The organism is Bradyrhizobium sp. U531 (genome assembly GCF_051710265.1).
In the GTDB taxonomy this organism is placed as follows: domain Bacteria; phylum Pseudomonadota; class Alphaproteobacteria; order Rhizobiales; family Xanthobacteraceae; genus Bradyrhizobium.
The window spans coordinates 1-26532 of sequence record NZ_JASVEN010000003.1; the positions used below are offsets into that span (position 1 = coordinate 1).

Below are 26532 nucleotides of genomic sequence, written 5' to 3' on the forward strand. Positions count from 1 at the left end.
CTGCTGTGCGGTTCTTCCTGCGTGTGCATTTCGCGCAGCGGACCGCGGGTGCGTAGTCGGCACCCGGTCTTCCCTGCGCCCTCTTGGATTTGAGGGTGGCGAGACCAAGCAAAGCTCGGGCGAATTGAGCCGCGAGGCCGAACAGGCATGTCCGTTATCACACTCAGTGTCATCGCCCGCCTTGTGCGCGATTGCGCACGGGGGCGGGCGATCCAGTACTCCGAGGCCGTAGTGATCAAACCGAGAAGCCGCGGCGTACTGGATTCCCCGCCTTCGCGGGGAATGACAGTGTTGGTGGAGAAGCAGGCTGCCACCGCATCCACCGTCATTGCGAGCGCAGCGAAGCAATCCAGAACTGCCTCCGCGGAGGCAGTTCTGGATTGCTTCGTCGCAAGGGCTCCTCGCAATGACGACGAGAGCGCGCGGGCCACCCGGCTCTCGACGGAATTCCTTGGTCCCGTCCAACTCCAGTCCGTAGCCCGGATGAGCGAAGCGATATCCGGGGCAGATGGTCCCGCATATCGCTTCGCTCATCCAGGCCACGGCAATCCCCTCCAGGGAACGCCTCCCCCGTCGCGCGTGTTGTGCCCTTGGCGAGGGCCCGGCCGATGCTATGGTGCTCCGCTATCTCTGTTACGACAGAACGAGGACTTTCCAGTGGCTGATGTTCATCCCGCGGCAGGCAAGCAGGCTTCGCCGGACGCGCTCACCAATATTCCGCGGCTGGTGACGGCCTATTTTGCCGGCAAGCCCGACGTCACGGACCCCGCTCAGCGGGTGGCGTTCGGCACCTCCGGCCACCGCGGCACCTCGTTCAAGAACACCTTCAACGAAGGCCACATTCTCGCGACCACCCAGGCGATTTGCGATTACAGGCGCGAAAAGGGCCTGACCGGCCCGCTCTTCATCGGCATCGACACCCATGCGCTGGCCGAGCCGGCGCTGGTCAGTGCCGTCGAGGTGTTCGCCGCCAACGGCGTCGACATCATGATCGACAAGGACGGCGGCTACACCCCGACGCCCGTGATCTCGCATGCGATCCTCACCTACAATAAAGGGCGGACCGGCGGCCTCGCCGACGGCGTCGTCATCACGCCCTCGCACAATCCGCCGGAGGACGGCGGCTACAAGTACAATCCGCCGCATGGCGGCCCGGCCGACACCGATGTCACGGGCGTCGTCGAGAAGCGCGCCAATGCCTATCTCGCCGACGGCCTCAAGGGCGTGAAGCGTATCGACTATGCCAGGGCGCTGAAATCGTCGAACGTCCGCGCCTATGATTTCGTCACGCCTTACATCGCCGATCTCGGCAACGTCGTCGATCTCGAGCTGGTCAAATCCGCCGGCATCAATATCGGCATCGATCCGCTCGGCGGCGCCGCCGTGCACTATTGGCACCCGATCATCGACCGTTACGGCCTGAAGGCGACGGTGGTGAACGAGGCGATCGACCCGACCTTCCGCTTCATGACGGTGGACTGGGACGGCAAGATCCGCATGGACTGCTCGTCTCCTTACGCGATGGCGAGCCTGATCGGGATGCGCGACCGCTTCGACGTCGCCTTCGCCAACGATACCGATGCCGATCGCCACGGCATCGTCACCCGCACCGGCGGCCTGATGAACCCGAACCATTATCTGGCAACCGCGATCTCCTATCTGTTCGCGCACCGCCCGAACTGGGGCAGGGATGCCGCGATCGGCAAGACCGTGGTGTCGAGCTCGATCATCGACCGCGTGGCCAAGAAGCTCGGCCGCAAGCTGGTTGAGACGCCGGTCGGCTTCAAATGGTTCGTCGACGGCCTCCTCACCGGTGGCTTCGGCTTCGGCGGGGAGGAGAGCGCGGGTGCCTCGTTCCTGCGCCGCGACGGCGGGGTGTGGACCACCGACAAGGACGGCGTCATCCTCGGCCTGCTCGCCGCCGAGATGATGGCGAAGACCGGCCGCGATCCGAGCCAGCTGTTTGGCGAGCTCACCGCCGAATTCGGCATGCCGCATTACGCGCGCATCGACGTCGCCGCGACCGGCCCGCAGAAGAACATCCTCAAATCCGTCACGCCCGAGCAGTTGGGCCTCAGGAATCTCGCCGGCGATCCGGTCCGCTCAACGCTGAGCAAGGCGCCCGGCAATGGCCAGCCCTTCGGCGGCATCAAGGTCGAGACCGATTTCGGCTGGTTCGCGGCACGGCCGTCGGGGACGGAGGACGTCTACAAGATCTACGCCGAGAGTTTCCGCAGCACCGAGCACCTGAAGCGCATCCAGGAAGAGGCGCAGGCGGGTTTGGCGAAGGTGTTCGGGGCGTAGCCGCTCAGAGAGCAGCGGCGCTCCGGCCACAATGACGGTGCGCCCCCTCTCCCGCTTGCGGGGGAGGGTTGGCTGCACCGCGGGCCTGCGCTGCGATCACCGCTGTCATTCCCGCGAAGTGGGGGAATCCAGTACGCCGCGGCGGTCATTTGTCCTGAAAATTTCCGCCGCGGGGTACTGGATCGCCCGCCTTCGCGGGCGATGACATCTCGTTTGTATGTATACACTAGGTCATGTATAGGTATTATATTACGCCAAATATGGCCTTGAACGATTCCACCCCGTCGCTATTGTATACATAACGCATACATAAGCCGTGGGAGTGAGACCGATGACAAAACCCTTCCCGATGAACGCCTGGTACGCCGCCGCCTGGGATGCCGAGGTGAAGCCGGCGCTGTTGCCGCGCACGATCTGCGGCAAGCATGTCGTGGTGTATCGGAAGGCCGATGGCTCGGTCGCCGCGCTGGAGGATGCCTGCTGGCACCGCCTGGTGCCGCTGTCCAAGGGCCGGCTCGAGGGCGATACCGTCGTCTGCGGCTATCACGGCCTCAAATACAACGCGCAGGGGCGCTGCACCTTCATGCCCTCGCAGGAGACCATCAACCCGTCGGCCTGCGTGCGCTCCTATCCCGTCGTCGAGCGTCACCGCTACATCTGGCTATGGATGGGCGATCCCGCGCTGGCCGATCCCGCGCTCGTGCCCGACATGCACTGGAATCACGATCCGGCCTGGGCCGGCGACGGCAAGACCATTCATGTCAAATGCGACTACCGCCTCGTGCTCGACAATCTCATGGACCTCACCCACGAGACCTTCGTGCACGGCTCGTCGATCGGCAACGAGGCGGTGGCCGAGGCGCCGTTCGACGTCACCCATGGCGAGAAGACGGTCACGGTGACGCGCTGGATGCGCAACATCGAGCCGCCGCCGTTCTGGGCCAAGCAGCTCGGCAAGACCGTCCCCGTCGATCGCTGGCAGATCATCCGTTTCGAAGCCCCGTGCACCATAGCCATCGACGTCGGCGTGGCGCCGACGGGTACCGGCGCGCCGGAAGGCGACCGCTCGCAAGGCGTCAACGGCTTCGTGCTCAACACCATCACGCCCGAGACCGAGAAGACCTGCCATTATTTCTGGGCCTTCGTGCGCAACTACCAGCTCGACGAGCAGCGCATCACCTCCGAGATCCGCGAGGGCGTCTCCGGCATCTTCCACGAGGACGAATTGATCCTCGAAGCCCAGCAGCGCGCGATGGACGAGAACCCGGACCGCATCTTCTACAACCTCAACATCGACGCCGGCGCGATGTGGTCACGCAAGCTGATCGACAACATGGTGGCAAAGGAAAGCACGCCGCCGCGCCTGCAGGCCGCGGAGTAGAGCATGGCCGAGCGCGAAGTCGACCGCTCCGTCTCGCAGACCGTGAAGGCGCAGCTCGCGCTGCGCGACCAGATCCTGTCCGGCGCGTTGCGGCCGGGCGAGCGCATCTCCGAGCTGCAGGCGGTGGAAACCACCGGCGCCTCGCGCACCCCCGTGCGCATGGCCCTGGTGCGGCTGGAGGAGGAGGGCCTGTTGGAGGCGATCCCGTCCGGCGGCTTCATGGTGAAAGCGTTCTCGGAGCGCGACATCTCCGATTCCATCGAGCTGCGCGGCACGCTGGAAGGCCTGGCGGCGCGTTTCGCGGCCGAGCGCGGCGTCTCCGCGCGCGAGCTCGAGCCGTTGAAGGAATGCCTGGCCGCGATCGACGAATTGCTGCGCCAGGTGCCGATCTCGATCGAGGCGTTCTCGTCCTACGTGACGCTGAACGCGCGCTTCCACGCTTTGCTCACCGAATTGTCGCGCAGCCCGCCGCTGATCCGCCAGATCGACCGCGCCTCGGCGCTGCCGTTCGCTTCGCCGAGCGGCTTCGTGATGGCGCAATCGGCGCTGCCCGAAGCGCAGCAGATCCTGATCATCGGGCAGGACCACCACCGGATCGTGATCGACGCCATCGAGAACCGCGAAGGCGCGCGCGCCGAGGCCATCATGCGCGAGCACGCGCGACTGGCAGTGCGCAATCTGCGGCTGGCGCTGCGCAACCGGACCCATCTGGACCTCTTGCCGGCGCTCGCGCTGATCAAGTCCGCAACCGACTGAGGGCCCTCGCCATGCGCTTCATCGAAACCTGGACTCCGGCGACGCTCGTCTCGACGCGCGATCTCGTGCCCGGCATCCGCGAATTCCTGATCCGCCCCGATCGGTTCGACGGCATCGCCTATCCGGTCGGAAGCCACATCAATGTCAACGTGACCATCGACGGTCTGCCCGAGACGCGATCCTATTCGCTGGTCGGCGAAGCCTCGCCGGCCGGCTTGCGGATCGCGGTGCGCCGCGCCGAGGATTCCCGCGGCGGCTCGCGCTACATGTGGCAGCTTAAGCCGGGCGCGCGGCTCGACATCACGCAGCCGGCCTCGCTGCTCGCGGTGGACTGGTCCCGCGAAAACTATTGCCTGATCGCCGGCGGCATCGGCATCACGCCGATCCTCGGCGCCGCACAGGCGCTGGCACGGCGCGGCGCCGATTTCACGCTGCATTATGCTGTGCGTTCACGGGCGGAGGCTGCCTATCTCGACGATCTCGCCGCGCTGCTCGGCGATCGCCTGGTCGTTCATGCCGGCGACGAAGGCCGGCGCCTCGATCTCGATGCACTGTTCGCCTCGGTGTCGAAAGGCGCGCTGGCGCTGTTCTGCGGTCCGATGCGCATGCTTGATGCCGCGCGCCATGCCTGGATCGGGGCCGGCCATCCGCTGACGGACCTTCGCTACGAAACCTTCGGCTCCAGCGGCACGCTGCCGACCGAAACCTTCCGCGTCCGCCTGAAGGGCTCCGATATCGAGCTCGAAATCCCGCGCGAGCGCTCGATGCTGGACGTGCTCAACGCCAGCGGCTTTGAGGTGATATCCGACTGCAAGCGCGGCGAATGCGGGCTCTGCGCCATCGACGTCGTCGAGGTCGACGGCGAGATCGACCATCGCGACGTCTTCTTCAGCGATCATCAGAAAGAGAGCAACCAAAAGATCTGCGCCTGCGTCTCCCGTGCCCGCGGCACCATCACCGTGGACACGCTGCTGCGCGCGGACGCGGTTTGAGGTCGGAAAGGATCGTAGCCCGGATGGAGCGAAGCGAAATCCGGGGCGGTCTTGCCCCGGCGCGCGCTGTCCCGGATTGCGCTTCGCTCCATCCGGGCTACGGCGCCATCGAAGGATCGCCGCGCGGGAAAACCTACGCCGCGAACGTCGCCCGGAGCTTTTTCGTCTCCAGCAGCGCCAGCACGCCATCGGCCGAGACCGGGCGGCTGATCAGATAGCCCTGCACCTCGTCGCAATTGAACTGCCTGAGATATTCGAGCTGGTCGGCGGTCTCGACGCCCTCGGCGACCACGTCGATGTCGAGGTCGCGTGCCAGGGAGATCACCGACTTCACGATCGCGGCGCAGTCCGGCTGCGCCAGCATGTCGCGGATGAAGGATTGGTCGATCTTGATGCGGCTGAACGGCAGCTTGCGCAGATAGGTGAGGGACGAGAAGCCCGTCCCGAAATCGTCCAGCGCCACGGTGACGCCGAGTTGCAGCAGCGCGTTCAACACCGGCTCGGCCGAGCCGTATTTCGACAGCAGCATCGATTCCGTGATCTCGATCTCCAGCCGGTGCGGCGCGATCTTCGCCTCGGCAAGCGCCTGCACGATGATCTGGAGGATGCCGGCGTTGTGAAACTGCGCCGCGGAGAAATTCACGGCGACCCGGATGTCATCGGGCCATTGGGCGACCGTCGCGCAGGCGCGGCGGATGACCCATTCGCCGATCTCGTGGATCAGCCCGGTCTCCTCCGCCATCGGGATGAATTCGCTCGGCGGCACCAGTCCGCGCTCGGGATGCTGCCAGCGCAGCAGCGCCTCGAAGCCGGTGATGCGGCCTTCGTCGAGATCGAGGAACGGCTGGAAGACGAGGAACAGCTCGTTCCGCGCGATCGCGCCCTCGAGGTCCGATTGCAGCGCCTTGCGGTCGCGTGACACCCTGTCGTCGCTGGCCTCGAAGAAGCGGATCGTGCCGGGCCCCGCCTTTTTGGCGCGATAGAGCGCGGCATCGGCATTCTTCATGACGTCGAGCGGCGTCGTGCCGTCGCGCGGTGCCAGCACGATGCCGACGCTGGTCGCGCCCACGATCTGGCGGCCCTCGATGCGGAACGCCTCGGTGAAGGCCGCGACGAAACGCTCGGCGATCTCGAGCGCGTCCTCGGGTCGTGCCAGGTTGGCCATCACCAGCGCGAACTCGTCGCCGCCGATGCGCGCGACGTGCTCGGCGGGACGCGTGCAGCGTCGCAGGCGGCTTGCGACCTCGACCAGGAATTCGTCGCCGGCGGGATGGCCGAACTTGTCGTTGACCTCCTTGAAGCGATCGAGATCGAGCAGGAGCACCGCGAACTCCTCGCCGGACAATGTCAGCCGCTTAAGCGCAGCCTCGAGCGTCTCGTTGAAGGCGACGCGGTTGGGCAGGTGGGTCAGGGGATCCAGCCGCACCGAGCGCTCGGCCTCGATCTGCCGCGTCACGCGCCGCGCGAACGAGAACGCATTGACGAACACGCCGCGGATCAACACGCTGCCATAGACCACGACGAGGAAGGCGATCAGCAGGAAGGCGAGGTCGCCGTTCCTGCCGAGGCAGATGGCGATCCCGATGAAGATCGGCGCCGTGAAGGCGATGGCCGCGATCGGGATGGTGCCGAAGGCGAGCGCGCCGCCCGCCAGCATGCCCGAGCACAGGCAGGTGATGACGAGCTGGCCGCCGGTCGAAGCATCGGTGAAGAAGGCGACGGGGACGATGCCCCAGGCGGTGCCGAGGACGAAGGCGTTGCGCACCAGGCGTTGCATGGCGCGGCGCGAGACGAATTGCGGCTTGGTGATGCGGCGTGCGGCGTGGGATTGCAGGCCGAAGGCGATCGCAGAGCCGGCCACGGCGGTGGCCCAGATCAGCGCGGAGATCCGGTCCGGCGACTGCCACAGCGCGATGGCGAGCACGATGGCGTTGCAGGCATTCGCCAGCATGATGCCGACGGAATAGCCGAGCACGAGCGACATCTGCTCGGCGCGGATGTGGCCGGCCACGGCCTCGTCCGTCACGGGACCGCCGAACGCCGACAGATCGCCGGCAAACAGCCGCGCGAAATAGGTGGTCAGGTGAGTCCGCATTCCAGAGCCTAGCAGCAGGGGCCGTTCGTCCGGCTCGGTCCGGAGAATTCGCCGCAAACCTTTGACGAACTATGAATTATCCTGCCTCGCGGCCCTCGCGCGACCACTTCTGCGTGTTCGCAACAGAGTATCGATAACAAATCGATACAAATGCGCGATGGCGGAGAAATGTTGGCGACTAGCTCCGCTGTCATGTCCCGCGAAAGCGGGACATCCAGTTCGCCACGGCCTGCCAATCGATCACAACCGTCTCGTCGTGTCGGATCGCCCGCCTTCGAGGGGGCCGGTGTTGGGGAGCCCCTGTTCGGCCAGGAAATGCGTGAGCTTGTCCACCTGCTGCGAGCCCACGAACGCCCCAATGTAACCGTCAGGACGCACCAGCACCCAATCCCCGGGTGAAACGCTGTACGCGCTGCGGAAGTGCTCGCTTTCGTCGATGAACTCTCCCTGCGGACCGATGCAATGGATATGCAGTCCCGTGCGCGCCGGCACGGATTCTTGTTTCACCCGATAGCCGAGCAGGGTCCAGTGGGATCCCTTGAGCAACTCGAACAGGCGTATGGGTTGCCCCGCGGCCCCGCGTAGCGGTGCATCCGGTGCGCGATCTCCCGCGAACACGCCGTTCGGGCGTGCCGGATCTTCCAGCGCGAGCGGCGAACCGGGATAACCGATGTCGAGTTGCTGCACCTCGCGGCCGCGCTTCAAGTCGCCGCGCTTGGCGGCTTCCAGCAATTCGCCGGCGAGGCCGAGCATGCCAGCGGCGACGGGACGTCGCTCGCATTCATAGCTGTCGAGCAGAGTTGCGGACGCACCGTCGATGACAGCCGCGAGCTTCCAGCCGAGATTGTAGGCATCCTGCACGCTCGTATTGAGACCTTGTCCGCCGGTCGGGGGATGAATGTGAGCCGCATCGCCCATCAGGAACACACGGTCATCCCTGTAACGATCGGCGAGGCGGGCGTTCATCTGATAGGCCGACGCCCAGTGCACGGACTGAACGCGTACGTCGTTGCGCCTGGTACGCTCGGCGATCATCGCCGAGAGACCCTCGGCCGACAAATCGACCTCGCCGTCGAGCGGGATCGGCGCCTGCAGCTGAAACAGCTCCGTTCCCGCCAGCGGACACAGCGAGATCTGGCGATCCATAGCGCCATCGTTGAAGCGGTGCCACGCGCTGCGATCCAGACCGGTCAGGGCGATATCGGCGACGACGGCACGCACGCCGAGCGTCTTGCCCTGAAAGCCGATATCGAGGGCGTGACGCACGAAGCTGCGGCCGCCATCGGCGCCGACGAGGTAGCGTACCCGCATCGTCTCCTCGTCCGCCGCGCCCGATAGGCGCGCAGTTACGCCGTCCTCGTCCTGCTCCAGGCCAACCAGTTCGCGGCCGAATTCCACGCGCTGGCCGAGTTCGAGCAGACGCTCGCGCATCGCGCTTTCGGTCAAGAATTGCGGGATCATCAGCGCCATGTGGTACGGCTCGGCCGGCGTTGGAGCGACATGCTCCGCGACCTCGAACTCAACGAAGCCGCCGTCGGCACGGTAGACGCGCTGCGGCGGGTAGAGCCCGCCGGCCGCCACGATGCGGTCGATGATGCCGAGATCCTCGAAGATCTCCTGGGTGCGCGGCTGAACTCCCTTGCCGCGAGAGCCGTGGAACGGACGGTCCAACTTGTCGATCAGCCGGAAGGATACGCCCCGCCGCGCCAGATCGATGGCAAGCGTGAGGCCGGCCGCACCTGCGCCGCAGATCAGGACGTCAGCTGTGAATTGCTTTGTCATGGCACCCTCAATATGTGTAATATGCACATATTAGGCAGAGGGCAGTCGGGATGTCAAGAAGGGTGCAAAATACACATATTAGGAAGCAGGTGCGTTCGCTTCACGAGGCGTTGATCGACATCGTCAGCGTCATGAACCGCCGACAGGGTGATGAGACGATGATCCGGGAGGCCGGGATATCGCTCGATCGCGCGCTGTTCCCGTTGCTGGTCGGCATTGAGCGGCGTGGTCCGATCGGCGTCGTCGACCTCGCCGATCGTATGGGGCGGGACTACACGACGGTCAGCCGCCAGGTGGCGAAGCTCGAAACGCTGGGTTTGGTCAAGCGCCAAGCCAGCGAAGCGGACCGGCGGATCAGTGAAGCCACCATCACCCCCACCGGCAAGGCGATGACGGACGCGGTCGACAGAGCGCGCGAACGGATCGTTGGGTCAATGTTCGCAACTTGGGATGAACAGGATGTCGAGGACTTGGTACGTTTGATGCGCAAGCTCGCAGACGCGATGATCGCACCGGTCGATCCCGGCTGAAGATCACGCAGGGCGCGGTTCATCACCGCCCGAGTTGCTTCGGGTCGTAAAAGAACCGCTCCTCGATCAGTCTGTCGCCGCGCCAGGTCTGCCACGCGATCTCGTCCAGCGTCCGCGTGACGCCTTCGGCATTGGTGAAGCTGAAGGTCCAGCGCGTCGCGACATGGTCGCCCTCGATCAGGCTCGGGCCGATGCGGACGGCCTTGACCACCTTGGTCGCGGCCAGCACGCCGCGCTCCTTGGCTACCAGATTTTCCCGCCCGACCGTCGGGGCGGCATTGTTCTCGTAGGTCGCGGCGTGGGGCACATAGAAATGTTCGATCGCGCCAATGAAATCCCCGTCCTCAAGACGCTTGGCAAAGGCTTCGACGACGTCACGGCTCGGCATGGCGCACCTCAGAATAAAACCGACTGATAGTCGGTAAATACCGACCGATGGTCGAAAAGTCAACTGGCGGGGCGCGCACGATTGGATTAGACGGGATCATGGCCAAGCAGGCGGAACGGCGGGCGGCAACATCGGAAGCGATCCTGACGGCGGCGCGCCGCCTGTTCGGGACGCAGGGCTTTGCCACCACCACCATGGACGAGATCGCGCAAGGCGCCCGCATCGCCAAGGGCGCGGTCTATCATCACTTCAAGACCAAGGAGGCCGTGTTCGAGGCCGTGTTCGACCAGGTCTCGCGCGACCTCGTCGTCGAGATCGACGGGGCCGCGCGCGCCGAGAAGGACGTGCTCGCCGCGATGGTCGCCGGCACCCAGCATTACTTTGCTGCGACCGCCAAGGGCCCGACCGGCCAGATCATCCTGCGCGACGGCCCGGCCGTGCTCGGCTGGGAGCGCTGGCGCGAGATCGACGCGCAGCATTTCGGCGGCAAGCTGCCGCGTGCGATCGCGGCCGCCATGGAGGCCGGCCTGATCGCACGCCAGCCGGTCGAGCCGCTGGCGCGGCTGCTGCTCGGCGCGGTGACGGAGGCTGCGGTCGCCTGCGCCGGGCGCGCCGATATCGCAAGAGCGGGCGCGGAATATGCCCGTGCGTTCAAGTCGCTGGTCGAGGCGCTGCGCGCCAAGCCATGATCGTGCTAGTGACGATACGGAAACGCCCGCTCCAACAAGAAGAACAGTAGCGCATGAACGCAAACTCAGCCCTGACGCCGTCTGATCCCGAATTCGACTACATCATCGTCGGCGCCGGCTCCGCCGGCTGCGTGCTCGCCAACCGCCTCTCCGCGAACGGCAAGCACAGCGTGCTGCTGCTCGAGGCCGGCCCGAAGGATTCGAATATCTGGATCCACGTGCCGCTCGGCTACGGCAAGCTGTTCAAGGAGAAGACCGTCAACTGGATGTACCAGACCGAGCCGGAGCCCGAGCTGAAGGGACGGCAGGTGTTCCAGCCGCGCGGCAAGACGCTGGGCGGCTCGAGCTCGATCAACGGCCTGCTCTATGTCCGCGGCCAGCACGAGGATTACGATCGCTGGCGCCAGCTCGGCAATACCGGCTGGGGTTATGACGACGTGCTGCCCTACTTCAAGAAGGCCGAGAACCAGTCGCGCGGCGCCGATCAGTATCACGGCGCGGATGGACCGTTGCCGGTATCGAACATGATCGTGACCGATCCGCTGTCGAAAGCCTTCATGGACGCCGCGGTCGAGACCGGTCTGCCGTATAATCCCGACTTCAACGGCGCCAAGCAGGAAGGCGTCGGCCTGTTCCAGACCACGACGCGCAACGGCCGCCGCGCCTCGACCGCGGTGGCCTATCTCGGCCCGGCGAAGGCCCGTGGCAATCTCAAGGTTGAGACGGAAGCGCTCGGCCAGCGCGTGCTGTTCGAGGGCCGCCGCGCCGTCGGTGTCGAATATCGGCAGGGTGCGCAAATCCGCCGCGCCCGTGCGCGCAAGGAAATCGTGCTGTCGAGCGGCGCCTATAATTCGCCGCAGCTGCTGCAGCTCTCCGGTGTCGGCCCTGCCGATCTCTTGCGCAGTCACGGCATCGATGTCGTGCTCGATGCGCCGGGCGTCGGCCACGATCTGCAGGACCACATGCAGGTCCGCATCGTCATGCGCTGCTCGCAGAAGATCACGCTCAACGACACCGTCAACAATCCACTCCGCCGCACCCTGGCCGGCGCCCGCTATGCGCTGTTCCGGAAAGGCTGGCTGACGATCGCGGCCGGCACCGCGGGCGCGTTCTTCAAGACCAGCCCGCGCCTGGCCTCGCCCGACATCCAAGTGCACTTCCTGCCGTTCTCGACCGACAAGATGGGCGAGAGGCTGCACGACTTCTCCGGCTTCACGGCGTCGATCTGCCAGCTCCGTCCCGAAAGCCGTGGTTCCCTGCGCATCCGGAGCGCCGATCCGGCCGTGCCGCCGGAAATCCGCATCAACTACATGTCGACCGAGACCGACCGCACCACCAATGTCGAGGGCATCAAGATCCTGCGCAAAATCCTCAATGCGCCGGCGCTGAAGCCGTTCGTGGTCGGCGAGTACGACCCTGGCACGAAGGTATCCACGGATGCCGAAATTCTGGATTATTGCCGCGACCGTGGCAGCACCATCTACCATCCGACCTCGACCTGTCGTATGGGCAACGACGCGCTCGCGGTGGTCGATCAGCGGCTGAAGATGAGGGGGCTCGAAGGCCTCCGCGTCGTCGACGGCTCGATCATGCCGGATCTCGTGTCGGGGAACACCAACGCGCCGATCATCATGATCGCCGAAAAGGCCTCCGACATGATATTGGAGGATGCGCGGTAATTCGCCGCTCGAAAGGACAATTGCTTGGCTACGCGACTGAGGATCGGCACACGCAAGAGCGCGATGGCGCTGGCACAGACGGAAGAGATCGCACGCCGCCTGACCGCCGCCGTGCCCGGCCTCGACGTCGAGATCGTCAAGTTCGACACCACGGGCGATACCGACCAGACCAGCAAGCTGCTGCCCCATGGCGGCAAGGGCGGCGCCTTCGTGGCCCAGATCCGGGCTGCCGTGGTGTCGGGCGACCTGCAGGCGGCGATGCATTCGCTGAAGGACATGCCTGGCAACGAGGACACGCCCGGCCTCGTCATTGGGGCGACGCTGTCGCGCGATCCGCCCAATGATGCGCTGGTGCTGCGCGACGGCGTGACGCTGGAAGCGCTGCGTCAGTCCCGCGGCAAGGGCTTCAAGATCGGCACCAACGCGGTGCGCCGCGCCGCCTATGCGCATCGATTGTTTCCGGATGTCGAGGTGATCCACTTCCGCGGCGCGGCCGACACGCGCGTGCGAAAGCTCGACAATGGCGAGCTGCAGCGCCTGCCGGATGGCGGCGCCGTGGGCCCGGCCGACGCGCTTATCATGGCGCGTTCGGGCCTCGACCGCGTCGGCCTCGCCGGCCGGATCGCCTATGAATTCACCGCGGCCGAGATGCTGCCGGCGGCGGGGCAGGGCATCGTCGCCGTCGAATGCGCCGCGCAGGACTGGCAGACGCGGCAGATCCTGTCATCGATCGACGATCCCGCCGCGCACGCCTCTGCCGATGCCGAGCGCGAGGTGCTGTGGGTGCTGAACGGTCATTGCAATTCGCCGGTGGCGGGCTTCTCGACCATCGCGGGCGATCAGATGTCGCTCACCGCCTCCGTGCTCGACCTCTCCGGCAACACCATCATCGAAGCTTCGCGCCAAGGCCCTGCCGATCGTCCGCGCGAACTCGGCCGTGCGGTGGGTCTGGACCTGCTGATGAAGGGCGCCGCCGAGATCATCGAGCGCAGCCGGCCGCGCTAGAAGATTAATTCCAGCCTAATTCGAGCAAGTTTTAGGTAAAGTTGCCCTTATCTAATCGAGAACTGTCTTAACATCTTCCGCTTCTCCTGCCGGCCGCGCGGGCGCATAGAGCCGTCACTTTGACAAAAAAGAGTGGCGACGATGGCTGGCAATGAAGTCTTCATTCTCGAAGACGATCTCACGATGCGCGCGATGCTGAGAATAGTTCTCGAGCGCGCCGGATATCGACCGGTGTTTTTCGCGGATGGCGGTTCGTTGCTTGCGCGCCTCGGCCAGAGCTGCCCGGCTTGCATCCTCCTGGACCTCTGTCTGCCGGCCGAATCCGGGCTCGACGTCCTGAGCGAACTCCGGCGCATGTCCAATCCTACGCCGGTCCTCATGCTATCGGGCCAAGGTGACATTCCGACCGCGGTACGCGCGCTTCATTTGGGCGCCGCAGATTTCGTAGAGAAGCCGTTCAACGCCGCCGATCTCATCGCGCGGATTGCGGATGCCGGAGCGAGCGTCGAGACGCGCGCGCCGGCTCCGGCCGACGACTTCAAGACGTCCTGGCGGCTGACCAGGCGAGAGCAGGAAGTGCTGGATCATTTGCTTGCCGGCTCGACCAGCAAGATCATCGGTCGCAAATTGAACCTCAGCCCGCGAACGGTCGAGGACCATCGCGCCAGCATCATGCGAAAGGCCGGGGTCAAGACGATAGCCCAGCTTGCGATCGCGACTTTCGAGGCAGGCCGGCGCAGTCGAACAAACCCCGTCGCGGCAGTTGCGGGTGGAGAGGGCCGCTGGCAGAGCGCGTCCTTGTGATCCCCGGATCTAACCGCGCCCGTCTCGCACGCGCTTGATCATCTGCTCGACATGGGCGATCGGCGTTTCCGGCTGAATGCCGTGGCCGAGATTGAAGATGAAGCGGCCTTGCGCAAAATTGGCCAGCACGTTGTCGACCGCGCGGTCGAGCGCGGCGCCGCCGGTGATCAGCACCAGGGGGTCGAGATTGCCCTGGACGGCGACCTTGCTCTGCACGCGTTCGCGGATGAAGGCGGGCTCCGCGGTCCAGTCGATGCTGACCGCATTGACGCCGGTTGCCTCGACGTAACCGGGCAGCTGTGCGCCGGCGCCGCGGGGGAAGCCGATGATCCTGGCATCCGGCGCCTTGGCCCGCACGCCTTCGACGATGCGCCGCGTCGGCTCGACCGACCAGCGCGCGAACTCGGCCGGCGGCAGCACGCCGGCCCAGGTGTCGAAGATCTGCAAGGCGTTGGCGCCGGCTTCGAGCTGCGCCAGCAGATATTGAATGGAGCTCTCGACCAGCACGTCGATGATTTTCGAAAACGCCTCCGGATGGCGGTAGGCCATCATCCGGGCTGGTCCCTGGTCGGGCGTGCCCTGGCCTGCGACCATGTACGTCGCCACCGTCCACGGCGCGCCGCAGAAGCCGATCAGCGCGGTCTTGGGATCGAGCGCGGTGCGCACGAGCTTCAATGCGTCGAATACAGGCTGAAGCTTGTCGAGATCGGCGCGCGGCGCCAGCGTCGCGACCTTTGCGGGATCATCCAGCGGATCCAGCCGCGGGCCCTCGCCGACCTCGAATCGCACCGAGCGCCCGAGCGCGTAGGGGATCACCAGGATGTCCGAGAAGATGATCGCGGCGTCGAAGCCGAACCGGCGGATCGGCTGCAGTGTCACCTCGGCCGCAAGCTCCGGGTTGAAGCAGAGGTCGAGGAAGCCGCCGGCCTTGGCGCGCACCTCGCGATATTCCGGCAAATAGCGGCCGGCCTGCCGCATCATCCACATGGGCGGGATGCTCTGACGCTGGCCGGAGAGCACGTCGATGAAGGGCATTTTGGCAGATTGGGGCACGAATGGTCCTGAACAGGGTTGTCGCCCCTGATACACCGCCTCGGCCCTCAGCGGAACAGGGGAACCAGCTCAATCGGGCCGCGTTGATTAGGCCGATGGAGGAGATCATGGCTGAGACATTCAATCCCGCGCCGCACGACAAGCACGCCGACGATCTGCACGAGGCGCTCGCCGCCGACCGGCAATCCAAGCTCGACGCCGGACTGAGGGACTCGTTCCCGGCATCCGATCCCGTGAGCGCCGCCCAGCCGACGCCGTCGAAGGCCGATGCGGACGCCGACAGTCCCTCGCTCTGGGACAAGGTCAAGGCGATCTTCAGCTAACAGGCGGAGGGGCGCCGGATTCCGATAGGCCCGCTAACAGCTTGTTAGCGATGCACTAATCGCGGCATCCGTAGGACTACTGGAACCCGGCCAAAGAGCCGCCGATTCCAGCAGTCATTTCAGAGTTCACTAATAGAAGCGGCAGAGTTTCCGAACGATCGGAGAATTCTGCCGCATGAGCCCTGCGACCCAACGAGCTGGATGGAGCCACCTGCCGCTACGTGCGGCGGCTTTCGTTGCGCTGACCTGCGTGACCATCCTCGGCGTCAGCGCCTGGCGCGAATGGGCCGCGCGTGATGCTGTCCTCAAGGGCGCCGAGACCGAGATGGCGAACGTCACGCGCTCGCTCACTCAACATGCCGAGGACAGCCTCGATCTACTGGATTCCGGGGTCGTCGGCAACGTCAGCCGGATCGAGATGGACGGGACCAGTCCCGAGACGATCGCCAAGCTCGGCAACGTCCTCGAGGCACGCAAGAAGGCCGTGCCGCGAATCCACAGCCTTGCCATCATCGACGAGCACGGCAACTGGCTGACCTCGCCCGGCACGATCGCGTCGACCCTCAGCGACGATGCCTTCTTCCGCTATCATCAGCTCTCGCCGAAACGGGAGCCCTTTGTCGGCCATCCCGTGAAGAGCCTCCTCGAAGGCGAATGGGTGGTCACCCTGTCGCGCCGTTTCAACAAGCCGGACGGCAGCTTCGGCGGTGTGGTGCTCGCGACCATCAGCTCCCGCTATCTTGCGCATTTCTACGAGCAGTTCGAGATCGGCCGCAACAGCTCCACGGCGCTGATGCATGGCGACGGACTGATCATCGCCCGCAATCCCAGCAACGACAAGTTCGTCGGCCACAGCGTCGGCGATACGCCGCTGTTCCGCGATGCCAGCCTGCAGCGGGCGAGCGGCGTCTATCATTTCAAGTCGCCGCTCGACGGCGCCGAGCGCCTCAGCTTCTTCAAGCGCTCCGGCCGCTATCCGCTGGTCATGCTGGCCACGCTGGACAAGGAGGAGCTGCTCGCGCCCTGGCGTGCCGCGGCGGTCTCCCGCATGCTCTACGTCGTCGCACTGGTGATGCTGATCGCCATCATCGGCGCCGTGCTGGTGCGGCATTTGCAGCGCGGCCAGCGTATGGCCGCGGCCCTGGTCGAGAAGGAGGCGCATTTCCGCCTGCTCGCCGAAGGCTCCAGCGACATGGTGACCCGCATCGGGCTCGACGAGCGGCTGCGTTATGTCTCGCCCTCGTCCTCGCGGGTCGTCGGCTGGCGCGCCAATCAATTGATCGGCACCCCGGCGCTGGCGGGCATCAACCCGGAGGATCTGCCGGAGGTCCAGGCCATCGTCGACGCCATGAAGCGCGGCGAGCGGGAGGAGGCGCGCCTCACCTACCGCAACTCGCACCGGAAGAACGGCGAGGTCTGGCTGGAATCGACCATGCGCGTGACGCGCAAGGACAATGGTCGCGTCGACGGCGTGGTCGCGATCTCCCGCGACATCACCGAGCACAAGAAGCTGGAAAACAGGCTCGAGACGCTGGCAATCGAGGACAGCCTCACCAGCCTCGCCAATCGCCGTCGCTTCGACGACCGGCTCAAGGAGGAATGGGCGCGCGCCTATCGCGATCGCTCCAGCCTCGCTTTGCTGATGATCGATGTCGATCACTTCAAGGCCTACAACGACGAATACGGTCATCCCGCGGGCGATGCCTGCCTGCGTCTGGTGGCGAAGATCATCGCGGCCGAGACGCAGCGCGCCGGCGATCTGGCGGCGCGTTACGGCGGCGAGGAATTCGCAATGCTGCTGCCGAACACCGATGCGGCCGGCTGCGCGCTCGTCGGCGAGCGGATCCGCAAGGCCATTCACGATGCCGGCCTCGTTCACAGCAGCAATGAGACGTCGGGATGCGTCACCGTCTCCGTCGGCGGCGCGACCTGCCGGCCGGCGCTGGAGCGGACGGCGGGCGTGTCCTCGCTGGTCGAATCCGCCGACCAGGCGCTCTACGCCGCCAAGGAAGCGGGCCGCGACCGCCTGATGATGTCCGGCGAGCTCGTCAATCTGCTGCCCAAGGCATCCGGCCAGTAAGGTGGCCGATGGGGGCTTGTGTCCCGGACGCGACGCAGCGTGAAACGGTGCGGCGCTGAGCCAGGCTCTTTCTTCGCGCCAGTTGGGCCCCGGTTCAGCAGCGCATCGCCACGAGAGCTCAATAATGCGGCGGGCGCTCGTTGGCGGGGCCCGGCGCATTCGTCTCGGCCTCCTGCAGCCGCTCGCCGAGCTCGGTGATCTTCCGCGTCAGCATGTCGATCTGCTTCCACTGCGCGGTGATGGTCTGGTTCAGCGTCTCGATCGTGTCGTCCTGGTAGGCGAGGCGCGTCTCCAGCGTGTCGATGCGCTCGCTCAGCGTCCTGATCTCATTCGTCACGCGTTGCGTCCTTATTCCGTTCGCGCAGACCCATTTCCTGCAAGCCATGGCCAAGCGTGACGCGCTCGTCGAACACGAAGCATTCACCTCGCCAGCGGCTCTGCGCCTCCGGCACCTGTTCCAGATATTTGAGGATGCCGCCCTTGAGGTGATAGACCTCGGCGAAGCCGCGCGCGAGCAGATGCGCGCTCGCCTTCTCGCAGCGGATGCCACCGGTGCAGAACATCGCGATCCTGCGATGTTTTGCCGGATCAAGCTTCTCGGCGGCAAAGTCCTTGAACTGGCCGAAGCTCTTGATTTCAGGATCGACCGCGCCTTCGAACGTGCCCATCGCCACCTCGAAGGCGTTGCGGGTGTCGAGCACGAGCGTATCGGGCGCCGAGATCAGCGCGTTCCAGTCGCGGGCATCGACATAGGTGCCGACCCGGCGGGTCGGATCGGCGGCCGCATCGCCCAGCGTGACGATCTCCTTCTTCAGCCGCACCTTGAGCCGACCGAACGGCATCGCCTCGGCGGCCGAGAATTTCAATTCGAGATTGTCGAGCCTGCCGCCGAACAGCTCGCCGTGTGCGAGCTCAAGGGCGAGGGCATCGATGGCTTCAGGGGCGCCCGCAATGGTGCCGTTGATGCCCTCCTGGGCCAGCAGCACGCTGCCCTTGAGCGAGAGGCCGGCGCAAAACGCGCGCAGCGGCTCACGCAGCTCGCGGTAATCGGGCAGGGCGGCGAATTGGTAAAAGGCGGCGACCTTGAAGATCATGCCGGCTCGTTTAGCAGGCGGCCGCCGCCCAGAAAACCCGCGTGGCCCCGGGCGGCAAAAGGTCTATACGCCCAGCGGATGGCAGCCATATCCCTGGTATGCCAGCCATTGCCGGGGCGGGCCGGAATGTGTCATGTAAGCCCGGTTTTTCCGAGATGCGCGGGCCCCCGCGCCAGCGGCCCATGAGGGCCTAACGAGAGCAAGAATTCGATGAGAAACTTCCACTTCCCCGGCAGGTCCACCGTCCACGCTACCAACGCGATGGTTGCGACCTCGCATCCGCAGGCCTCGCTGGCCGCGATCGAGGTGCTGCGCGAGGGCGGGACGGCGGTGGACGCGGCGGTGGCGGGTTCGGCCATTCTCGGCGTGATCGAGCCGCAATCGACCGGTATCGGCGGCGACTGCTTCGCGCTGATCCAGCCGCGCGGCGAGGGCAAGATCATCGCCTATAACGGCTCCGGCCGGGCGCCGAAGGCTGCCAACGCCGACTGGTATCTCGAGCGCAAGATCAACTCCGTGCCGCTGACCTCGGCGCATGCAGTCTCGATCCCCGGCGTGATCGATGCTTTCGCGACCGTCCTGCGCGATCACGGCAAGTTCGGCTTCGACCGCCTGCTGCAGCCGGCGATCAAGGCGGCCGAGGAAGGCTATGTCGTCGCGCCCCGCATCGCCTTCGACTGGAAGAACCAGTTCGAGAAGCTGAAGGCCGGCACCAACACCGTGCGCTACCTGCTGCCGGGCGGCAAGCCGCCGGTGGCCGGCGACGTCATCCGCCAGGCCGAGCTCGGCAAGACGCTGCGCGCGATCGCCAAGGACGGCCGCGACGCCTTCTACAAGGGCGCGATCGCCGAAGACATGGTCGAGACGCTGCGGGGCATCGGCGGCCTGCACACGCTCGACGATTTCGCCGCGCACACCACCGAAGTGACGACGCCGATCGGCACCATGTACAAGGGCCACGACGTCTGGCAGTGCCCGCCGAACGGCCCGGGCGTCACCGCGCTGTTGATGCTCAACATCCTGTCGCGCTTCGACCTGACCAAGTACGCGCCCGTCAGCGTCGAGCGCTTCCATCTCGAGGCGGAGGCCGCGCGGATCGCCTACATGAACCGCGAGATGCATGTCGCCTCTCCCGATCACATGAAGATCAACGTCGCCGAGATGCTCGAGAAGAGCTTTGCCGACGAGTACATCAGCAAGATCCGCCTGGACGGCATGCTCGACCTGCCGAACGTTGCGCCGCCGATGAATCCCTCGACCATCTACATCACGGTGGTGGACAAGGACCGCAACGTCTGCTCCTTCATCAACTCGGTCGCGCATTCCTTCGGCTCGGCGATCGTCTCGAACAAGACCGGCGTGCTGCTCCAGAACCGCGCCGGCGGCTTCCGCATCCAGCCGGGCCATCCCAACTGCATCGAAGGCGGCAAGCGTCCGCTGCACACGATCATGCCGGGCCTGCTCACCAAGGGCGGCCGTTCCACGATGTCGTTCGCGGTGATGGGCGGCCAGTACCAGCCGACCGGCCAGACTCATCTGCTCACCAACATCCTCGACTACGGCTGCGACGTGCAGGAGGCGATCGACATGCCGCGCGGCCTGCATTACGAGGGCCAGTACCAGCTCGAGGACAGCGTTCCCGCCGACGTCGTCGAGGGCCTGAAGAAGCTCGGCCACAAGACCACCAATGTGGTCGGCCCGCTCGGCGGCGCCCAGGCGATCTGGATCGACTGGGACAAGGGCACCCTCACCGGCGGCTCCGATCCGCGCAAGGATGGCTGCGCGCTGGGGTATTGATCGGCGCGCAAGGTTCCTATCGCAGGATCAGGAAAAGTTGACGAAGGGCGGTGCGGCATTTGCTGCGCCGCCCTTTCTCGTTCGGAACTGCGCTCATCGCTTTCGGTTAAGGGGCGATGAGCGGTGCAGGCGTGCGCCGCTTTTGCAGGAAGCGGCGGAGGCGTCGATGTCGGACTCGTCAAGTTCCAAGCCATCAGGATTCGATCGCCGTGCCTTCGTGGCCGGCGCGGCCGGTAGCGCGCTCGTACCGATCGCGGCGCGCGCGGCCGCTGAGGAGGCCAGGGCTCCGGTCGCACAGGATCCGTCGCTGCCCGTCGAGGTCACGCTGCGGGTCAACGGCAAGGAGAAGCGTCTGCGCATCGATGCGCGCACCACGGTGCTCGATGCGCTGCGCGACCATCTCAAGCTCACCGGCAGCAAGAAGGGCTGCGATCACGGCCAGTGTGGCGCCTGCACGGTGCTGATCGGCGAGCGGCGCGTGGTGTCGTGCCTGACGCTCGCTCTCGCGGCGGAAGGGCAGGAGATCACCACCATCGAGGGCCTCGCCACCGACGAACGCCTGCATCCGATGCAGCAGGCCTTCATCGACAACGACGCCTTCCAGTGCGGCTATTGCACGCCGGGCCAGATCATGTCGGCGATCGCCTGCGTGAGGGAGGGTCACGCCGGCAGCGAGGCCGATATCCGCGAATATATGAGCGGCAACATCTGCCGCTGCGCCGCTTATCCCAACATCGTCGCCGCCGTGAAGCAGGCCGCGCCCGAGATCATGAAAGGCTAGGCGGATGCGACCATTCTCGTACCAGAGAGCCACCGACCCGGCCGCGGCCGTGCAGGCGCTCAGCGCTGCGGCCGCTGCCAACACGCCCCTGACCAAGGCGGTGTCGCAGCCGCTGGCCGGCGGCACCACCCTGATCGACCTGATGAAGCTCGACGTGATGCGGCCCGCGGGGATCGTCGATATCAATCCGCTGGCTGAGGGCTGGTCGGCGATCGAGCCCAGGGGTGACGGCACCCTGCGGCTCGGCGCGCTCGCCAAGATGTCGGACGTCGCCGCCCATGCCGAGGTCCAGCGCAACTATCCGGTGATCGCGGATTCGCTGAAGCTCGCGGCCAGCGCCCAGCTGCGCAACATGGCGACGCTCGGCGGCAATGTGATGCAGCGGACCCGGTGCAGCTATTTCCGCGACGTCAGTTACGAGAATTGCAACAAGCGCAATCCCGGCTCGGGCTGCGCCGCCATGGACGGCGTCAACCGCATGCATGCGGTGCTCGGCGTGTCCGACCAATGCATCGCGACCTATCCCGGCGATTTTGCCCAGGCGCTGATCGCGCTGGATGCCGTCGTGGAGATCACCGGTAAGTCCGGCATCCGCAAGATGCCTTTCGCGGAGTTGCACAAGGCGCCGGGCAGCACGCCCGACATCGAGACCACGCTGCAGCCCGGCGAGCTGATCTCGGCCTTCTCGGTCTCCGGCCGCTGGCCGCGTTCGGTGTATCTCAAGGCGCGCGACCGACAATCCTATGAATTCGCGCTGTCGTCGGCGGCGATCGCCCTCGACGTGCAGGACGGCACGGTCCGGGACGCGCGGATTGCGCTGGGCGGCGTCGCCACAGTGCCGTGGCGGGCGCGGGACGCGGAAGCGCTTCTGAAGGGACAGAAGTTCGACGACGGCCTCGCGCAACGCGTTGCGGATGCCGCTTTCGCCGAGGCGCGCGGCCGCCGGCACAATAGCTTCAAGATTGCGCTCGGCAAGCGCGTGGTGGCGCGCGCGCTGCAGCAGGCCGTAACGATGGAGATCCGATCATGACCGCTGCAGCTCCCGAGCCGAAGGAGAATATGGGCCAGCCCGTGCCGCGCTATGATGCGGTCGTGAAGGTAACGGGCCGGGCCACCTACGCCTCCGACATGCCGCTGGACAATCCCGCCTATGCGTTCCTCGTCACAAGCGCGATCGCCAAGGGGCGCATCGACCGTTTCGATCTCGACGACGCCAAGAGCGTTCGCGGCGTGATCGAGATCGTGACGCACGAGAACGCCCCGAAGCTGAAGGAGTCGAAGCTCTTCAGCGACGGCGGCTATGCCGGGACCACGATCCAGCCACTGAAGTCCGCCGAGATATCCCATGACGGGGAGATCATCGCCGTCGTCGTTGCGGAAACCTATGAGGCCGCGCGTGAGGCCGCAAATCGGGTCAAGGTCAGCTACACCGCAGTCGCCCCAAGCGCGACCTTCGACTCGCCGGGAACGACCGCGGCTGCGGCCAAAGGACAGAGCGCACAGTTCAAGGAAGACGCCAAGGTCGGTGATTTCGCCAAGGGGTTCGACGAGGCCGAGGTCAAGATCACCGCGGCCTACGACACGCCGGCGCAACACCACAATCCGATGGAGCTGTTCACGACGAGCTGCGCGTGGATGGGAGACAATCTCGTCATCTATGAAGGCAGCCAATACGTCTATGGCTTGAAGAACGGCGTGGCCGAGCAGCTCGGCATCGACGCCGACAAGGTGCGCGTGGTCAATCCTTATGTCGGCGGCGGCTTCGGCTCGCGCGGCTCGATGACGCCACGGACCGCCATCATTGCCGGAATTGCCAGGCGCCTGAACCGCCCGATCAAGCTGGTCCCGACCCGCGACCAGGGCTTTACCATCGCGACCTATCGCGCCGAGACTCGGCACGAGATCAAGCTCGGCGCGAGCCGGGACGGCAAGCTGGTCGCTCTGCGGCACGAAGGTGCGGAAGTCTCCTCGCGCGCGGACGCCTATTGCGTCGGGGGCACCAAGACCACGACACGGCTCTATGCCTGCCCGAACGTGGACAGCCTGGTGTCGATCGTACGTGCCGATCGCAATACGCCGGGCTTCATGCGCTCGCCGCCGGAGGTGCCGTATCTGTTTGCGCTGGAATGCGCGATGGACGAGCTGGCGGTGAAGCTGAACATGGATCCGGTCGAGCTCCGCCGCATCAACGACACCACCAATGAGCCGATCGGCGGAAAACCTTACACGTCGCGCTCGCTGATGGCGTGCTTCGACGAAGCCGCCAAGGCTTTCGGCTGGGCGCAGCGCTCGCCGCAGCCGAAATCGATGTCGGACGGCGACTGGTTGATTGGCCATGGCTGCGCAGCGACCTGCTATCCAACGCAGATGGCGCCATCTGCTGCGCGCGTGCGCCTGCAGCGCGACGGTCGTACCCGGGTCGAGATCGCGGGCCACGAGATCGGCACCGGGGCCTACACGGTGATCGCACAGACCGCGGCCGAGCGACTTGGCGTGCCGCTCGAGAAGGTCGCCGTCTTCATGGGCGACAGCGACCTGCCGCCGGCGCCGGTTGCGGGCGGATCGAACTCGACCGCGAGCACCTGCTCGGCGGTCATGATGGTGTGCGATCAAATCCGCCAGCGCCTGTTCAAGGCGATGATGCCTGACAGTCTCACGGACAAGGCTAAGGAGACCGTTGGCATCGGCCAGGCGCCGACGACCCAGGCTGCCAAGAGTGATCGTCCGGTCGACCTCGAGAAGGCCTTCGACGCGCTCGGCGTCGGCGTCGTCGAGGAATATGGCGAGTGGAAGCCGGACGGCGCGCCTCTGGATTCCTTCCGCGCCATGCACAGCGGGCACCCCAGGCTCGTCGGCGGTCACCAGATGAAGGACCAGATCGCCTACGCGTTCGGCGCGGAGTTCGTCGAAGTCCGCATCAACCGCTTCACGCACGAGATCCGCTGTCCCCGGCTGGTCGGGGCCTTCGCGGCGGGCCGCATCGTCAATCCCCGCACGGCGCGGAGCCAGCTGATGGGCGGGCTGATCTGGGGCATGTCGTCGGCGCTGCTGGAGGCCACGGAAATCGACGAGCGCACCGCGCGCTACGTCAACGACAATCTGGCCGACTATCTCTTGCCCGTGAATGCGGACGTATCCGGCGTCGAGGTGATCATGCTCACCGAGCAGGACGATCGCATCAACCCGGCCGGCGTCAAAGGTCTCGGCGAGCTCGCCAATGTCGGCACCAATGCCGCGATCTGCAACGCGATCTACCACGCCACCGGCCAGCGCATCCGCAAGCTCCCGGTTCGCCTGGAAAATATCGAGGTCTAGAGGGGTGGAAACCGCACCCGCGTTGCGCTAGACACCTTCCGCCTCAAACGGAAGGTGGCTTATGCAGCGTTTCCAGCGCGCACTCCTCACCCTGATGTCGGCACTCGCGATCACCGTGATCGCCGGCGTGTCGCATTTTGTTTCCACCACGGCCTCGGCCCAGACCGCAGGAAAGACCATGACCACAGCTTCAGGCTTGCAGATCATCGACTCCACCGTCGGCACCGGCGCGTCGCCGCAGCCCGGCCAGATCTGCGTGATGCACTATACCGGCTGGCTCTACGAGAACGGCCAGAAGGGCAAGAAATTCGATTCATCCGTCGATCGCAAGGAGCCGTTCGAATTCCCGATCGGCAAGGGCCGCGTCATCGCCGGCTGGGACGAGGGCGTTGCCACGATGAAGGTCGGCGGCAAGCGCACGCTGATCATCCCGCCGCAGCTCGGCTACGGCGCGCGCGGCGCCGGCGGCGTCATCCCGCCGAATGCGACGCTGATGTTCGACGTGGAATTGCTCGGCGTGAAGTGACGGCTCCGGACGTCGTCATGCCAGGGCTTGTCCCGGGCATGCACGTTCTTCCAACCGCATGCCAAGACGTGGATGGCCGGGTCGAGCCCGGCCATGACGGATCAAGATCAGTCCAAACAAAGATTAATCCAAACAAAAAGACCGGCCTTTCGGCCGGTCTTTTCGCTTTCAGATTGCCGCGCGTCACTCTGCCGCGCGCTTTGCGGCGGCCGCCGCGCGATCGATCGCTTCCTTGGCGGCATCCTTGGCATCGCCCATGGCCTGCTGGCCCTTACCCTTGACTTCCTGGACCACGCCTTCGCCCTTCAAACGCTCGGAACCGGTGGCTTCACCGATGCCCTGCTTGGCCTTGCCGATCGCTTCGTTGGCGGTACCCTTGATCTTGTCGCTCGTGCTACCCATGAAACGCTCCTTCCGGTTTGCTTTGCTCGGACAGACAACGTTTGACGGCTACGAGGGTTCCGATTTTGGTATGGCTCGCGCGTGCGGCTTCGGGTTAGTTTGCCGCGCACGGAACCAGCAGAAAGAAGTCCCATGACCGGCCATGACCATTCGCATTCCCACCATGACCACGATCATCATCATGACGATCGCTGGAAACATGACGGCGTGCGCGTCATTCCCGGCAACCAGCTCGACACCAACGTGCCGTCGACGGCGGGCATGGACCGTGCCGCCGCCATCAACTTCGCGCGAGTCGGCGCGCAGAAATTATGGGCGGGCACCGTCAGCATCAAGCCTGACGCCAAGACCGGTGCGCATCACCATGGCCATCTCGAAAGCGTGATCTATGTCGTGAAGGGCAAGGCGCGGATGCGCTGGGGCGAGAGCCTGCAATTCACCGCGGAGGCCGGCCCCGGCGATTTCATTTTCGTCCCGCCTTACGTGCCGCACCAGGAAATCAACGCCAGCCCCGACGAGGTGCTGGAATGCGTGCTGGTGCGCAGCGACGGCGAGGCGGTGGCGATCAACCTCGACATCGAGCCGGTCGAGAAGCCCGAGACCGTGCTGTGGGTCGATCCCATTCACCGGGATCCGAACGAGAAGAAGTAGGGTCTGTCGGTCCCCTGCCGGTTCTGCGCGGCAGAGCCGGCGGACCTGATCCAAAAAATATCCGGAGGCGGTGTCGGACGGGTGTCGCCCCGTCCGTCCTTGGGC

Annotated in this window: 24 protein-coding genes; 17 read left to right on the plus strand and 7 right to left on the minus strand. The window is 65.5% G+C overall.

The features are described from left to right. The first annotated feature begins 657 nt into the window (after positions 1-657). The 4 genes from pgm (at position 658) to QRQ56_RS16240 (ending at position 5433) form a co-directional block, all read left to right on the plus strand. Positions 658-2304 (plus strand): phosphoglucomutase (alpha-D-glucose-1,6-bisphosphate-dependent), encoded by a 1647-nt coding sequence (gene pgm / locus QRQ56_RS16225; RefSeq protein ID WP_438741500.1) that lies wholly within the window; start codon positions 658-660, stop codon positions 2302-2304. Positions 2305-2635: 331 nt separating this feature from the next. Beyond that, a complete protein-coding gene (locus QRQ56_RS16230) occupies positions 2636-3685 on the plus strand; it encodes an aromatic ring-hydroxylating dioxygenase subunit alpha (RefSeq protein WP_438741501.1) in 1050 nt (349 codons plus the stop codon). A gap of 3 nt (positions 3686-3688) precedes the next feature. Next, positions 3689-4441: a GntR family transcriptional regulator gene (locus QRQ56_RS16235; protein WP_438741502.1), complete on the plus strand. Its 753-nt coding sequence runs from the start codon at positions 3689-3691 to the stop codon at positions 4439-4441. Between the two features lie 11 nt (positions 4442-4452). Continuing rightward, a complete protein-coding gene (locus QRQ56_RS16240) occupies positions 4453-5433 on the plus strand; it encodes a PDR/VanB family oxidoreductase (protein WP_438741504.1) in 981 nt (326 codons plus the stop codon). Positions 5434-5566: 133 nt separating this feature from the next. Here the strand turns inward: QRQ56_RS16240 and QRQ56_RS16245 are convergent, their stop codons facing one another. Further along, entirely contained in the window at positions 5567-7528 is a 1962-nt protein-coding gene (locus tag QRQ56_RS16245) for a putative bifunctional diguanylate cyclase/phosphodiesterase (RefSeq protein ID WP_438741505.1), read from the minus strand. Positions 7529-7768: 240 nt separating this feature from the next. Next, positions 7769-9310, minus strand: coding sequence for an FAD-dependent oxidoreductase (locus QRQ56_RS16250; protein WP_438741507.1), 1542 nt, complete (start codon positions 9308-9310; stop codon positions 7769-7771). 50 nt (positions 9311-9360) lie between these two features. Between QRQ56_RS16250 and QRQ56_RS16255 the strand changes: the two genes are divergently transcribed. Continuing rightward, positions 9361-9840 (plus strand): MarR family winged helix-turn-helix transcriptional regulator, encoded by a 480-nt coding sequence (locus QRQ56_RS16255; protein WP_438741509.1) that lies wholly within the window; start codon positions 9361-9363, stop codon positions 9838-9840. Between the two features lie 22 nt (positions 9841-9862). Here QRQ56_RS16255 and QRQ56_RS16260 read toward each other — a convergent pair whose 3' ends face one another. Then, complete coding sequence (locus QRQ56_RS16260) at positions 9863-10228, minus strand: nuclear transport factor 2 family protein (protein ID WP_438741511.1); 366 nt, start codon at positions 10226-10228, stop codon at positions 9863-9865. 98 nt (positions 10229-10326) lie between these two features. On the opposite strand from QRQ56_RS16260, the gene QRQ56_RS16265 reads away from it, so the two are divergent. The 4 genes from QRQ56_RS16265 (at position 10327) to QRQ56_RS16280 (ending at position 14405) form a co-directional block, all read left to right on the plus strand. After that, the gene (locus QRQ56_RS16265) at positions 10327-10917 is read left to right on the plus strand and encodes a TetR/AcrR family transcriptional regulator (protein WP_438741513.1); all 591 of its coding nucleotides are present in this window, start codon (positions 10327-10329) and stop codon (positions 10915-10917) included. 53 nt (positions 10918-10970) lie between these two features. Further along, positions 10971-12596, plus strand: coding sequence for a GMC family oxidoreductase (locus QRQ56_RS16270; RefSeq protein ID WP_438741514.1), 1626 nt, complete (start codon positions 10971-10973; stop codon positions 12594-12596). Between the two features lie 24 nt (positions 12597-12620). Beyond that, the gene (gene hemC / locus QRQ56_RS16275; protein WP_438741516.1) at positions 12621-13601 is read left to right on the plus strand and encodes a hydroxymethylbilane synthase; all 981 of its coding nucleotides are present in this window, start codon (positions 12621-12623) and stop codon (positions 13599-13601) included. 141 nt (positions 13602-13742) lie between these two features. Further along, positions 13743-14405, plus strand: coding sequence for a response regulator transcription factor (locus tag QRQ56_RS16280; protein WP_438741519.1), 663 nt, complete (start codon positions 13743-13745; stop codon positions 14403-14405). A gap of 9 nt (positions 14406-14414) precedes the next feature. Here the strand turns inward: QRQ56_RS16280 and hemE are convergent, their stop codons facing one another. Beyond that, positions 14415-15458: a uroporphyrinogen decarboxylase gene (gene hemE / locus QRQ56_RS16285; RefSeq protein WP_438741520.1), complete on the minus strand. Its 1044-nt coding sequence runs from the start codon at positions 15456-15458 to the stop codon at positions 14415-14417. A 107-nt stretch (positions 15459-15565) separates the two neighbouring features. Between hemE and QRQ56_RS16290 the strand changes: the two genes are divergently transcribed. Both QRQ56_RS16290 and QRQ56_RS16295 read left to right on the plus strand, forming a co-directional pair. After that, the gene (locus QRQ56_RS16290) at positions 15566-15781 is read left to right on the plus strand and encodes a hypothetical protein (RefSeq protein ID WP_438741522.1); all 216 of its coding nucleotides are present in this window, start codon (positions 15566-15568) and stop codon (positions 15779-15781) included. A 175-nt stretch (positions 15782-15956) separates the two neighbouring features. Beyond that, a complete protein-coding gene (locus QRQ56_RS16295) occupies positions 15957-17861 on the plus strand; it encodes a sensor domain-containing diguanylate cyclase (RefSeq protein ID WP_438741524.1) in 1905 nt (634 codons plus the stop codon). Positions 17862-17979: 118 nt separating this feature from the next. Here QRQ56_RS16295 and QRQ56_RS16300 read toward each other — a convergent pair whose 3' ends face one another. Together QRQ56_RS16300 and trhO are read right to left on the minus strand one after the other, a co-directional pair. Next, entirely contained in the window at positions 17980-18198 is a 219-nt protein-coding gene (locus QRQ56_RS16300; RefSeq protein WP_438741525.1) for a SlyX family protein, read from the minus strand. Further along, positions 18188-18955 (minus strand): oxygen-dependent tRNA uridine(34) hydroxylase TrhO, encoded by a 768-nt coding sequence (trhO, locus tag QRQ56_RS16305; RefSeq protein ID WP_438741527.1) that lies wholly within the window; start codon positions 18953-18955, stop codon positions 18188-18190. The genes QRQ56_RS16300 and trhO overlap by 11 nt, the downstream gene beginning before the upstream one ends. 210 nt (positions 18956-19165) lie before the next feature. Here trhO and ggt point away from each other — a divergent pair, with 210 nt between their 5' ends. From ggt to QRQ56_RS16330, 5 genes are all read left to right on the plus strand, one after another. Beyond that, positions 19166-20752, plus strand: a complete 1587-nt coding sequence (gene ggt, locus QRQ56_RS16310) for a gamma-glutamyltransferase (RefSeq protein ID WP_438741529.1) — start codon at positions 19166-19168, stop codon at positions 20750-20752. A gap of 166 nt (positions 20753-20918) precedes the next feature. Further along, positions 20919-21533 (plus strand): (2Fe-2S)-binding protein, encoded by a 615-nt coding sequence (locus QRQ56_RS16315; RefSeq protein ID WP_438741531.1) that lies wholly within the window; start codon positions 20919-20921, stop codon positions 21531-21533. 4 nt (positions 21534-21537) lie between these two features. Continuing rightward, a complete protein-coding gene (locus tag QRQ56_RS16320) occupies positions 21538-22563 on the plus strand; it encodes an FAD binding domain-containing protein (protein WP_438741532.1) in 1026 nt (341 codons plus the stop codon). Beyond that, positions 22560-24848, plus strand: a complete 2289-nt coding sequence (locus tag QRQ56_RS16325) for a xanthine dehydrogenase family protein molybdopterin-binding subunit (protein ID WP_438741534.1) — start codon at positions 22560-22562, stop codon at positions 24846-24848. The genes QRQ56_RS16320 and QRQ56_RS16325 overlap by 4 nt, the downstream gene beginning before the upstream one ends. Before the next feature lie 61 nt (positions 24849-24909). Further along, entirely contained in the window at positions 24910-25374 is a 465-nt protein-coding gene (locus tag QRQ56_RS16330) for an FKBP-type peptidyl-prolyl cis-trans isomerase (protein WP_438741536.1), read from the plus strand. A gap of 183 nt (positions 25375-25557) precedes the next feature. Here the strand turns inward: QRQ56_RS16330 and QRQ56_RS16335 are convergent, their stop codons facing one another. Continuing rightward, a complete protein-coding gene (locus QRQ56_RS16335; RefSeq protein WP_438741538.1) occupies positions 25558-25776 on the minus strand; it encodes a CsbD family protein in 219 nt (72 codons plus the stop codon). Positions 25777-25908: 132 nt separating this feature from the next. On the opposite strand from QRQ56_RS16335, the gene QRQ56_RS16340 reads away from it, so the two are divergent. Further along, the gene (locus QRQ56_RS16340) at positions 25909-26427 is read left to right on the plus strand and encodes a cupin domain-containing protein (RefSeq protein WP_438741539.1); all 519 of its coding nucleotides are present in this window, start codon (positions 25909-25911) and stop codon (positions 26425-26427) included. Positions 26428-26532 lie beyond the last annotated feature (105 nt).

Coding starts and splice junctions, on each gene's coding strand:
- QRQ56_RS16240 (WP_438741504.1), top strand. CDS start 4,453: ATGCGCTTCATCGAAACCTGGACTCCGGCGACGCTCGTCTCGACGCGC.
- QRQ56_RS16330 (WP_438741536.1), top strand. CDS start 24,910: ATGCAGCGTTTCCAGCGCGCACTCCTCACCCTGATGTCGGCACTCGCG.
- QRQ56_RS16280 (WP_438741519.1), top strand. CDS start 13,743: ATGGCTGGCAATGAAGTCTTCATTCTCGAAGACGATCTCACGATGCGC.
- QRQ56_RS16250 (WP_438741507.1), bottom strand. CDS start 9,310: ATGACAAAGCAATTCACAGCTGACGTCCTGATCTGCGGCGCAGGTGCG.
- ggt (WP_438741529.1), top strand. CDS start 19,166: ATGAGAAACTTCCACTTCCCCGGCAGGTCCACCGTCCACGCTACCAAC.
- QRQ56_RS16235 (WP_438741502.1), top strand. CDS start 3,689: ATGGCCGAGCGCGAAGTCGACCGCTCCGTCTCGCAGACCGTGAAGGCG.
- QRQ56_RS16315 (WP_438741531.1), top strand. CDS start 20,919: ATGTCGGACTCGTCAAGTTCCAAGCCATCAGGATTCGATCGCCGTGCC.
- QRQ56_RS16230 (WP_438741501.1), top strand. CDS start 2,636: ATGACAAAACCCTTCCCGATGAACGCCTGGTACGCCGCCGCCTGGGAT.
- QRQ56_RS16265 (WP_438741513.1), top strand. CDS start 10,327: ATGGCCAAGCAGGCGGAACGGCGGGCGGCAACATCGGAAGCGATCCTG.
- QRQ56_RS16325 (WP_438741534.1), top strand. CDS start 22,560: ATGACCGCTGCAGCTCCCGAGCCGAAGGAGAATATGGGCCAGCCCGTG.
- QRQ56_RS16270 (WP_438741514.1), top strand. CDS start 10,971: ATGAACGCAAACTCAGCCCTGACGCCGTCTGATCCCGAATTCGACTAC.
- trhO (WP_438741527.1), bottom strand. CDS start 18,955: ATGATCTTCAAGGTCGCCGCCTTTTACCAATTCGCCGCCCTGCCCGAT.
- QRQ56_RS16335 (WP_438741538.1), bottom strand. CDS start 25,776: ATGGGTAGCACGAGCGACAAGATCAAGGGTACCGCCAACGAAGCGATC.
- QRQ56_RS16320 (WP_438741532.1), top strand. CDS start 21,538: ATGCGACCATTCTCGTACCAGAGAGCCACCGACCCGGCCGCGGCCGTG.
- QRQ56_RS16255 (WP_438741509.1), top strand. CDS start 9,361: ATGTCAAGAAGGGTGCAAAATACACATATTAGGAAGCAGGTGCGTTCG.
- QRQ56_RS16340 (WP_438741539.1), top strand. CDS start 25,909: ATGACCGGCCATGACCATTCGCATTCCCACCATGACCACGATCATCAT.
- QRQ56_RS16295 (WP_438741524.1), top strand. CDS start 15,957: ATGAGCCCTGCGACCCAACGAGCTGGATGGAGCCACCTGCCGCTACGT.
- QRQ56_RS16260 (WP_438741511.1), bottom strand. CDS start 10,228: ATGCCGAGCCGTGACGTCGTCGAAGCCTTTGCCAAGCGTCTTGAGGAC.
- QRQ56_RS16245 (WP_438741505.1), bottom strand. CDS start 7,528: ATGCGGACTCACCTGACCACCTATTTCGCGCGGCTGTTTGCCGGCGAT.
- QRQ56_RS16290 (WP_438741522.1), top strand. CDS start 15,566: ATGGCTGAGACATTCAATCCCGCGCCGCACGACAAGCACGCCGACGAT.